This window comes from Betaproteobacteria bacterium (assembly GCA_009377585.1).
Taxonomy (GTDB): domain Bacteria; phylum Pseudomonadota; class Gammaproteobacteria; order Burkholderiales; family WYBJ01; genus WYBJ01.
In genome coordinates, this window is the sequence record WHTS01000162.1 from 1 (window position 1) to 10,525 (window position 10,525).

9 protein-coding genes are annotated in these 10,525 nt (G+C 65.3%); 5 read left to right on the plus strand and 4 right to left on the minus strand.

Annotation, left to right across the window (positions count from 1 at the left end; translation table 11 throughout):
• A partial coding sequence (locus GEV05_28435) for a cytochrome b/b6 domain-containing protein (protein ID MPZ47220.1) occupies nucleotides 1-280 on the minus strand: 280 nt, incomplete at its 3' end.
• A 127-nt stretch (nucleotides 281-407) separates the two neighbouring features.
• Between GEV05_28435 and GEV05_28440 the strand changes: the two genes are divergently transcribed.
• Nucleotides 408-1,400: an NAD-binding protein gene (locus tag GEV05_28440; protein MPZ47221.1), complete on the plus strand. Its 993-nt coding sequence runs from the start codon at nucleotides 408-410 to the stop codon at nucleotides 1,398-1,400.
• 164 nt (nucleotides 1,401-1,564) lie between these two features.
• Here the strand turns inward: GEV05_28440 and GEV05_28445 are convergent, their stop codons facing one another.
• Genes GEV05_28445 through GEV05_28455 form a run of 3 tightly spaced genes read right to left on the minus strand, consistent with a single transcriptional unit; the run spans nucleotide 1,565 to nucleotide 5,815 of the window.
• The gene (locus GEV05_28445) at nucleotides 1,565-3,796 is read right to left on the minus strand and encodes a response regulator (GenBank protein MPZ47222.1); all 2,232 of its coding nucleotides are present in this window, start codon (nucleotides 3,794-3,796) and stop codon (nucleotides 1,565-1,567) included.
• A complete protein-coding gene (locus GEV05_28450; protein MPZ47223.1) occupies nucleotides 3,793-5,412 on the minus strand; it encodes a protein kinase in 1,620 nt (539 codons plus the stop codon). The genes GEV05_28445 and GEV05_28450 overlap by 4 nt, the downstream gene beginning before the upstream one ends.
• A gap of 31 nt (nucleotides 5,413-5,443) precedes the next feature.
• The gene (locus tag GEV05_28455; protein MPZ47224.1) at nucleotides 5,444-5,815 is read right to left on the minus strand and encodes a hypothetical protein; all 372 of its coding nucleotides are present in this window, start codon (nucleotides 5,813-5,815) and stop codon (nucleotides 5,444-5,446) included.
• Between the two features lie 153 nt (nucleotides 5,816-5,968).
• Here GEV05_28455 and GEV05_28460 point away from each other — a divergent pair, with 153 nt between their 5' ends.
• From GEV05_28460 to GEV05_28475, 4 genes are all read left to right on the plus strand, one after another.
• Complete coding sequence (locus GEV05_28460) at nucleotides 5,969-7,162, plus strand: tripartite tricarboxylate transporter substrate binding protein (protein MPZ47225.1); 1,194 nt, start codon at nucleotides 5,969-5,971, stop codon at nucleotides 7,160-7,162.
• A 386-nt stretch (nucleotides 7,163-7,548) separates the two neighbouring features.
• On the plus strand, nucleotides 7,549-8,382 hold the full coding sequence (locus tag GEV05_28465) for a methyltransferase domain-containing protein (protein ID MPZ47226.1): 834 nt from the start codon (nucleotides 7,549-7,551) through the stop codon (nucleotides 8,380-8,382).
• Between the two features lie 318 nt (nucleotides 8,383-8,700).
• Nucleotides 8,701-8,991: a hypothetical protein gene (locus GEV05_28470; protein ID MPZ47227.1), complete on the plus strand. Its 291-nt coding sequence runs from the start codon at nucleotides 8,701-8,703 to the stop codon at nucleotides 8,989-8,991.
• 141 nt (nucleotides 8,992-9,132) lie between these two features.
• Entirely contained in the window at nucleotides 9,133-10,431 is a 1,299-nt protein-coding gene (locus GEV05_28475; GenBank protein ID MPZ47228.1) for a hypothetical protein, read from the plus strand.
• Nucleotides 10,432-10,525: the final 94 nt, after the last annotated feature.

Here is a 10,525-nt window from a genome sequence, read left to right on the forward strand (position 1 = left end):
CCACCACGGCGACTCCGGGGACCACGACCGCCACGCCCGGCACGACCACGGCGACTCCGGACGCCACGACCGCCACACCGGGCACGACCACGGCGACTCCGGACGCCACGACCGCCACACCGGGCACGACCACAGCGACTCCCGACACCACGACCGCCACGCCCGGCACGACAACCGCCACACCGGGCACTACGACAGCGACACCCGGGGCAACCACTGCAGCACCCGGCGCTGCGACCGCCACGCCGGGAAGTGCACCGTCGGCAACCGGCGCGGCCACATCCGGTGCAGCCAGCGGCAGCGCAAAACGCTCCGGCGCCAGCGCGGGTCGCGGTCGCTGATTTCGCTGCCGCGCTCGATCGCAATCGCGCCGCACACGCACGAGTCGCGCTGATACACTGGACAGCATGTCGCGGCAGCGGCGCCGCATTCAATCGCGCCTGCGCCGTGCGTTTCATGCGAGAAGGAGGAACATGAGCCCAGCCGATTCCAAACCCAGGCTCGGATTCATCGGCGCCGGCAAGATGGGCGCACCGATCGCGCGCCGTCTGCTCGATGCCGGCAATCATCTCATCGTCCACGACATCTCGGCCGCCGCGATGCGGGGATTGCAGGATGCGGGCGCCCGTGCGGCCGGTTCGCCGCGCGAGGTCGCCGCCGAAGCGGGTGTCGTCTTCACGTGCCTGCCGAACCTCGACGCGGTGCGCGAAGTGCTCACCGGTCCCAGCGGTCTCACTCAGGGCGGCGCGCTCGAAATCGTGGTCGACATGTCGACCACCGGACCGGAGTTCGCCGAGACGCTCGGCAACGAGCTGGCGCAACGCAAGGTGCATCTGCTCGATGCGCCGGTGAGCGGCGGCGTGCAGCGGGCGGGCGAAGGCAAGCTGTCGGTGATCGTATCCGGCGACGAGGCGGCGTTCACCCGGGTGGCGGGACTGCTCGAATGCGTCGGCAAGGTGCACTACATGGGCGCTCGCTCCGGCCAGGCGCAGATGATGAAGCTCGTGAACAACCTGCTGTCGCAGATCTCGACCGCAGCCACTTACGAAGCCTTCGTCCTCGGCGCGAAAGCCGGTCTCGACCCGGACGCCATGGTACGAGTCATCAACGACAGCACCGGCGCCAACGATTGCACCTTGCGCAAGATGCCGCGTGCCGTGCTGCCGCGCACGTTCGACTACGGCAGCAACATGGAGATCACGTACAAGGACATCACCCTGTGCATGAAGGAGGCCGAACGGCTCGGCGTGACGATGTTCCTCGGCAACATGGCAAGGCAGTTGTGGGGCTACGGCGTGAACCACGGCGGCGCCAAGCGCGATTCGTCCACGCTCATCACCTACTTCGAGGAGTGGGCCGGCGTGCAGGTGATCGGCGCCGCCGCTCGTAACCTCAAGTAAGCCCCGGGATATTCCGAGCAAGTCTTTCCCGCGCAGGCGGGAATCCATAGGACTGCTTGGTTCTCCCGGGGCCCCCGCCTCCGATGGAAGCATTCGAACGGCACAGGTGCTCTGCGTAGCGTCGCAATTGGGAGACCAACTTTCCGCGACCCGCGCCCACCTTCTTATTTCCGCGCGGACGTCATCAATTTTTCGAGCTCATCGAAGTCGAAGGGTTTCACCAAGTGAGCATCGAAACCAGCCTCACCGGCCCGGATGATGTCGATGTCCCGGGCGTGGCCGGTTACCGCGATGATCCGCCCCGGGAACGTCTCGCCCCCGTCCGCCTCACCGAGTGGCATCGTCCGCAGCCGCCGGGCGACGTCGTAACCGTCCAGCCCCGGCAGGCCGATGTCGAGCAGCACCACATCCGGCCGCCACTGCCGGGCAACCTCCAGCCCGTTGGGGCCGGTGTAGGCCACCTGCACCGCGTAGCCCTTCTTTCGCAATGCGCTGGAAAGCATCAGCACCAGGTCGATGTTGTCATCGACGACCAGCACGCGCATTCCGTCAGGGTTGCGCGCGCGCTCGTCCGGCAGTAATTGAGCCTCCCCAATCGGCGAGGCGGCCAGCGGCAGCTTGACGATGAACTCGCTTCCAACTTCGCTTCCCGTCGCAGGAGAGTGCGCTTCAACAGTTCCGCCGTGCAGTTCGACCAGCCGATGCGCCAATGACAGGCCGATGCCCAGCCCCCCAGCACTGCGGGCCAGCGAACGGTCGGCTTGCGTGAACAAGTCAAAGATGTGCGGCAGCTGTTTCTCATCGATCCCAATGCCGTTGTCGCGGACCCGCACCTGGACGAACTGGCCGCCAGAAGTGCCCTCGCACCAGACCTCTATGCGCCCGCCGTCGGGCGTGTACTTCGCCGCGTTGTTCAGGAGGTTGATGAGCACCTCTTCCATGCGAGTGGCATCCGCATGCGCCCAGATCGGGTCATTGCACCGATGCAAGACCAGTTCGTGCCGGTGCTGCTCGAGCAGCGGCGTGACGGTCTCGATCGCATGCTTCACGACTTGGCTGAGATCCAGAATAGTCTGATTGAGCCGGATTCTGCCGCTGACCACGCGCGAGACCTCCAGCAGATCGCCGATCAGCTTGGTCATGTTGTTGACTTGGCGCTCGATGATCTCCCGCGCCCGCTGCTGGATCGAATTTTCGCTGCCGCGCTCATGCAACTTGAGAAGATGAACCGCGGTGCGGATGGGGGCCAGGGGGTTGCGCAGTTCGTGGCTGAGCATGGCCAGGAACTCGTCCTTGCGGCGCGATTCGCCAGCCAGTTGCTCGGACTGCAGCCTGGTCAGGCTCTCCAGCTCGCGCTGCTCGGTCACGTCGGTATTGGTTCCGAACCAGCGCAGCACGTTGCCCTGTTCGTCGCGGATGGGACGTGCGTGTGAAAGGAACCAGCGGTACTCGCCATCCTTGCCGCGGAGCGGGTAGGTGTCCTCCCAAGGCTCGCCGCTGTCCCATGAATGCTGGAGGCCCCGGACCACGCGATCGACGTGATCGGGATGATGAACCGCCTTCCAGCCCCGCCCCTGCATCTGCTCCGGCGTGGTCCCGGTGTAGTCGTACCAGCGCTGGTTGTACCAGTAGATCCCGCCCTGGGCATCGGCGATCCAGGCGAACTGGGACATGTTGTCGGCCAGCGTGCGAAAACGCTCCTCGCTTTCGCGCAGCGCCTGCTCGATCTGCTTGCGGTCGATCGCGAGGGCTACCGTGTGGGTCACGAAATCCACCAGCTGCCGATCGTGCGGGCTGGGGTCGCCCGGCTCGCGATAGTAGATGGCGAAAGTGCCCAGAATTCTCTGGTCGGGGAGGGGCGACACGATGGGCGTGGTGAAACAACCCCGCAATCCGAGCGAAACCATGTCGGCGCTGAACGCAGGCCAACGCGCCTCCAGCGCGAAATCGCGCACGATCGTCGGCTTGTGAGACACCACGGCCGAGCTGCACACACCCAACTCCAGGCGCGCGTCCATTCCCCGGGTCGCCTGTGCGTAACGCGCCGGCAAGCTGGGCGCCGCGACGTAGCCGAAATGGTGGCCGTCGGCCTCCAGCAGATGAATGGTGACCAGGAACTTGCCCTGCGATTGGCTCTCCATCGAGCGCGCCAGGAAATCGAGCACCCGCTCGAGAGGCTCACCCTTGAGCAGCAATTCCAGCGCTTCCTTTTGATACTGGAGCAGCGATTGCGCCCGCTTGCGCTCGATGATCTCGTGGCCTGCCGCCGCCTCGGCCCGCTGCGCCTTTTCGGTGAGCTCGTGCTGGTGGACCGAGGACACCAGGAGCGCCTCGTTCATTTCACGCAGTTGCCGCTCGAAGTCCCCCTCTCCCGCCTGTCCCGAGGGGTCAGTCATCGTTTTTTCCTTGGGCGCTTACGAGGAAGCCCGGTCGCGGGCTGGGTCGGACGGTCCTGTCGCAGCGTGGGATCATTTTGCCCGGATTCGACCGACCACGGTTCGGGAATGCCGCTGGTGAGGCCGCGGTAGCCGCGCAGCGGCTCGCCGATGACCAGGCCTTTCCGGGTTATCTGGTATTCGTGCATGTCGATCGAGTGCGGGCTGCGGCGCATCTTCACCACCATCAGCATCTTGCGCAACTGGCCGTTGATCGAGACGTAGCGCATGCGCAGGATGTCGTCGGCCAGGAACGAGACGGTGAACTTGCTCAGGTCCATCGAGGTGAAGTCTTCCTCGATCTCGACGGTGCTGATGATGGTCACGCCCAATCGGGTGAGGGCGGCGATCATGCGATAGAGCGACTCGCGGAAGTCTTCGCGAAAGCCCGGGGCCAGCGCCATCTCGAAGCCGACCAGTGAGTCGATGACCAGCCGCCTGGCGCCGATCTGTTTTACGGACTTGACGATCTCGTGGACGGTCTCATCGACGGAAAGATCCAGCGGGCGCAGGTAGATGAGCTTTAGCTTGCCGTCTTTCTGAGGCTTGTCGAAGTTAATGCCGAACATTCTCGCCCGCTGGACGTGCTCGATGGGCAACTCTTCGAAGATGGCGACGATGCCGGGCTCGCCCTGGCGCAGACCCTCGTCGATGAACTGCATGCCGAGCGTCGACTTGCCCGAGCCGGAAGGGCCGGCCAGGAGCAGGCTCTCGCCTTCGGGGATGCCGCCATGCAGCATCTCGTCGAGCCTGGCGATGCCGGTGGAAAGACGCCGCTTGCCCTTGACGTGGCCCGTTTCTTCGCTGAGCCCGAAGGTGCGCGGGAAGGTCTGCACGCCGGCGCCGCTGATGCGAAAGGTGTGCATGCCCGGCACCGACTCCTGGCCGCGCATCTTCATGACCTGCATTTTGCGTACGATCGAGTTGCGCTCGACGCTCTGGTAAAGCCAGAGCAGACCGTCGGCGACGGTGAAGACCGGGTTGTCGCGCAGCTCGCCTTCGACGTATTCGCCGATGAGGAACGTGGTGGCTTGCCAACTGGTCAGGTGCAGGGCCAGGCGCTGGACGAAGCCCTGGAGCTCCATTTCGCTCGTCTTCCCCGCGGCCGCTTCGGACTGGGCCTTGCGGACCACGGTGCGAAAAGAATCGACCACGACAATCCGGGCATGGATCGCCTCGACCTGCTCGATGATCTCGTCGAGAACGGCACCGAGGTCTTTCTCCAGGACGATCTGGCTCAAGTTGACGAAACGGATCGCCGGTTTTGATCCGTCCATCTTGGACTGATCGAAGAAGTCGAACTGCTGCTGGTAGCGCAGCATCTTGATGGCCGGCTCGCCCAGGACGGTGAAGTAGATCGCCGGGGTCGTTGCGCTGGCGTTGGCGAACATGATTTGATGCGCCAATGTCGTCTTGCCGCAGCCGGGCGCGCCCGCGATGATGTTGAAGGAGTATTCGGGCAGCCCGCCGCCGAGGATCTCATCCAGGCCCGGCACACCGGCGGGCAGTTGGCGAATCTTCACCCGGTCTTGTCGTCGATCCGGCCCCGGCTCGTTTTTTTTGCGACGCGTGCTCATAGAAAGTTTCGATCCTTCTCTCTACTTCTCTCTACGCATCGAACGATGCGTCGGGCCAACTTTCGCGCACCAGGCGCAGCGTCAGCGGTTCGCCGATGAATGTCACCAGCAGCCCCAGCAGGTGGGCTGCCAGTGCGACCGCCGCCTCGGCCCCACCGTCGGCCTCATCGGCCGCAAGCGCTTCGAGTCCATCCATGGAGCAGTCGGAATTGACCGCGATTCGGTCGAGCGAAGGGGCCTCCGCCCGCGCCAGGGCGAGGCTCCGCCTCAGGAGCGATGCGAAGCCGTCTGCGCCGGCGAAACGCGTCAGGGAAAGGCGCAGCTTTTCGCAGACCCGCACCGCTTCGTATAAGTGCTGGTTGGAAACCGGCGTGCGCGATCTTTCCGCGGCGAGCAATCGCACGGCCAGGGCGCGCATTGATGCCGAGGTAGGAACCGTCACAATAGAACCAGTCTATGCGCGTACCGCGCCCTAAGCAAACTCAAGATCAGGTTCTGCGGGTGCCCTTGACCCGCCCGAATTCGGCATGGCGATCGCATTTTTGGAGCTTCATGCGTGATGCGCGACGCCCCTTACGGGACAGTCGCGATAGTGATCAGCCAACCGCTGGCCCGAGTTGCCGTCCGATCGCCCACGAGACACCGCTGTCCCGGGCTATTGCCGCAACGGGCTTTCCGGGCCCCTTTCGGGCCGGAACGCGGTCCAGTACAGTGTTGGCTCCATCGGCCAGCCGGCGACACGCGGCCTGCCCGGGACAAGGAGGAGGAAACCATGGGAACGCGCAAGCGGTGCATCGCAGCCTCGCTGGCAGGCTGCCTGGCCGCCCCGGCCGTCGCGCTGGGGCAATCCGACTACCCCACCAAGCCGGTGCGATTCCTGGTCGGCGCCGCGCCGGGCGGCGCCACCGAGATCATCGCGCGCGCATTGGGCAACAAGATCGCGGAAAAATATTCGCAGCAGGTGCTGATCGATCCGAGGCCGGGGGCCAACCACATCATCGCGGGCGAGATCACCGCCGCAGCAGCGCCCGACGGCCACACCATCCAGATGATTCCCGAAGGCTTCGTCATCAACGCCTCGATCTATCCGAAGCTGCCGTTCGACCCGGTGCGCGACTTCACCCCGATCGCGATCGTGGCCATGGTGCCGAACATCATGGTGGTGCATCCGTCGCTGCCGGTGCGCTCGGTGCCCGAGTTCATCGCGCTGGCGAAGAAGCGCCCCGGCGAGCTGAGCTACGGGACCTCCGGCGTCGGCTCGCCCAGCCACATGTCGGCGGAGCTGTTCAAGATCCTGGGCAAGGTCGAGTACGCGCACATTCCTTACAAGGGGCAAAGCCTCGCGCTGATCGACCTGATCGGCGGCCACCTGCAGTTCGCATTCCCATCGGTGCCGTCGTCGATCAACTACATCAAGTCCGGACGCTTGCGTGCGCTCGGGGTCACCACGCCGCAGCGCGCCTCGGCACTTCCCGACGTGCCGACCATCAAGGAGGCGGGACTGCCCGCGTTCGAGGTTTCGGGCTGGTATGGCGTGATCGGTCCGCGCAACATGCCGCGCCCGTTGGTGGAGCGCATCAATAGCGATATCAACGCGGCGCTCAAAACCCCGGAGCTCTCCAAGTTGCTCTCCAGCCGGGGTGCGGACCCCATCCCGCGTACGCCGGATTCGTTCGCCAAGTCGATGGTGGACGACCGCCAGAAGTGGGCCAACGTGGTGAAGACGGCAGGCATCAAGGTCCAGCGCTAGTGCGGTGAATCGTAAATTCGTTGTAATTTGTCGCTCGCGTTCTGGCGCGAGCGACCTCCCGCTATGGCGGAAGCGACTTCCCGCGCAAGCGGGAATCCAGAACAAGACTCCGCCTGGACCCCCGCGTTCGCGGGGGTGACGAACTTCTGACTCAGGACGCTAGCGCGATTGCGGCAAATTACGGGTCGCCTCGCGGACCGCCGACTGGATCAGGCGGCGCAGCAACGGTCCGGGCGCCCAGGGCGACACGCTCGGTGCGTGCCGGCGCCCTGTCAGCCGAAATATTTCGACACAGTGCTTCGGCGAAAAGCCCGCCTTTGGTTAAGATGCGGCGTAAGCGACGGCGGCCATGCACTGCCTCGCACCGCTACCACACCGGAGACGCCATGACCCCGCTCATACGCCATCATTTCGCCCTCGGATGCCTCATCGCCGCGGCCACCGTCGCCTGTGCTCAGACCACCGGCCCCAAAGCCGAGTACGAACCGCAGGTCGGCCAGCACGGCAAGGACGTGATCTGGGTGCCGACGCCGCAAGCCCTGGTCGACAGGATGCTGGCGCTCGGCAAGGTCACGCCTCAGGATACGCTCGTGGATCTCGGCTCCGGCGACGGGCGCACCGTCATCACCGCAGCCAAGCGCGGCACGACCGCCCTCGGCATCGAATACAACCCGGACATGGTCGAGCTCTCCAAACGCAACGCCGAAAAGGCCGGCGTCTCGGGCAAGGCGGAGTTCAAGCGCGCCGATCTGTTCGAGACCGATTTCTCCGACGCCACCGTCATCACGATGTTCCTGCTGCCGGACATCAACCTGAAGCTGCGCCCGAAACTGCTCGAAATGAAACCGGGCACGCGTGTGGTGTCGAATTCGTTCACGATGGGCGATTGGAAGTGGGACGAGTCGGCCACCGCGACCACGGAGGAAGGCTGCACCAGCTATTGCACGGCCTACCTATGGATCGTTCCGGCCAAGGTTGCGGGCACGTGGAAAACGCCGCAGGGCACGCTCACGCTCGAACAGCAGTTCCAGATGGTCGCCGGCACGCTCAATGCCAACGGCCGCGAGCTCAAGCTGAGCAATGTCAAGCTCAGCGGCGATCGGCTCGTGTTCAGCGCGGGCGGCGTGCAGTACAGCGGACGCGTGAACGGCGAGCGCATCGAAGGCGTGATGAAGACCGGTTCGAGCTCGAACGCCTGGAGCGCGAGCCGCAAATCCTGATCATAGCGAGCTTCCGCCAAATTCTTTACAGCTCGCTTCCCTCACGGCCCCCTGTATGATTGTCCCAAGGGCTATTGGTTGTCTTCCCTCTCCCTCCGGGCCCTTTGGGAGAGGGATCGAGGGTGAGGGAAAATTACGCGTCGTGCTCGCGACTTCCCTCACTTGCAGTGCGCGCATCGGCATGCAGGCCGATGCCGTTCGCCCGGCGCGGACCATGGTCCGCGAGTTCCCGGGCTCACCCCCCAGCCCCTCTCCCGAAGGGAGAGGGGAGCTCAATAGTGTAGTCGCGCGGTATCAGACCGCCCCGGAGAACCAAGCATGCGCATCGAATTTCACGATCCCTCTGGAACGATCGCGGTAAGCCAGCCGCACGCGGCGCGCGTCGGCACGCTCGACGGCAAGACGATCGGCTTTCTCAGCAACGAGCAGTGGCAAGCCCATCGCATGCTGCCGCTGCTCAAGTCGCTGCTCGAGTCCGACTTCCCCGGTGCGCGCGTTCTGCCGATCGACGCCTTTCCGCAAGGCAATGCCGAAATCCCGAAGGACGCGACCTGCGCGCTGGTGCAGCAGGCGGGGGTGGACGCCGTCATCGTCGGCAACGCCTCTTGAGGGTCCTGCGCCACAGCATGCGGCCGTGCAGCCGCTCGGCTCGAAGCAGCAGGCATTCCGACCGTCACGCTGGGACGCGCCGATTTCGTCGGCGTATTCCGTAACGCGGTTGCCGGGCTCGGGCTCGCCCCGGCGGGGGCGATGGTCACCTTTCCCATGCCGATCTTCCTGCCGGAGAGCGACATCGCGCCGGTCAAGGCGCGCAAGCAGGAGTTCTACGAGGGATTGACGCGCTGGAAGCTCGATTCCGCCGAGACCGCGGCCGAGCGCGGTCGCATGGTCACGATCGAGGCAGCGGATTACGAGCAGGCGCTGACGCGCTTCAATCATCTCGCCATCAGCAACCTGTGGGGCGACGGACTGCCGCTGTGGCTGCCGACGCCGCAACGGGTGCAATGGATCCTGCGCGGTGCGGCCGCGCCCGAATCGCTGGTGCTCGGCAAGATGCCGCCGCGCGGAGCCATCGTCACGGTGGAAGCGTGCGCGCTCGCGCTCGCCATGGCCGGCGGCCGGCCCGAATACCTGCCGGTGCTGCTGGCCGCGGTCGAAGCGTTTCTCGATCCGAGCACCAATTCGGACCAGCTGCAGGCGGCCTCGGGCAGCGCCTTCCCGGTCGTCATCGTCAACGGCCCGATCCGGCGTCAGATCCGTCTCAATTCCGGTTTCGGCTGCCTGGGGCCGGACCCGCAGCGGCCAGCCGGCGCCAGCATCGGCCGCGCTTTGCGCCTCATGCAGCAGAACCTCGGCGGCGCGCTGCCGGGCACCGGTGCGATGGCGAACTACGGCGGCATGCGTTACACCAACGCAGTTTTCGCCGAAGACGAGGAAGGCTCGCCGCCCGGCTGGATAGCGCACGGCACCGAGCGCCATGGCTTCGAGCCGGCTACCAATTCCATCTCGCTCGCCTTTGCCAGCGGCGCGACCAACATCCGCCGGCGCAGCGCGAAAAAGGAAACGGCCGAGGAGGACGCGCTGCAGGGCATGCACCGCATGGCGGACTTCCTGCGCACCCCGAACCTGCATTGCGTTCCCGGCTGGACCGACGGCACGCCGGGCGTGCTGATGATCCCTAACATCGTCGCGCAACGCATGGCCGAGCTCGGCTGGACGCAGAAGTCGATGCGCGATTTTCTCTGGGAACATTCGAAGATCCCGATGGCATCGCTCACGCGCTCGGGCTCGGTCTCCTGGATCGAGGTGGATTCGAATCCGGCCACGCGCGCGAGCCTCCAACTCGATCCGTGGCCGATCGCAGCCCGGCCCGAGAATCTGATCCTGACCGTGGCCGGCGGCGGGCATCCGACCAATTCCTACTGGTTGCAGGGCTACTCGCCGGCGGTGGTCGGGCGCAGGATCGCCTTGCCGTCCGACTACGACAAGCTGCTGGCCGAAGCCGACCGTGACCTGAGTTGCGGCTCGGACGCGTGCGCCGTCGATTGATTCGCCACTCGCGTCGCGACGCGAAGCGCACCGCGGTCCTCCCGGGCGCGGCAAGGACGACCGAAGCGCTTCCCGCGCCGGCACGATGTGCCAC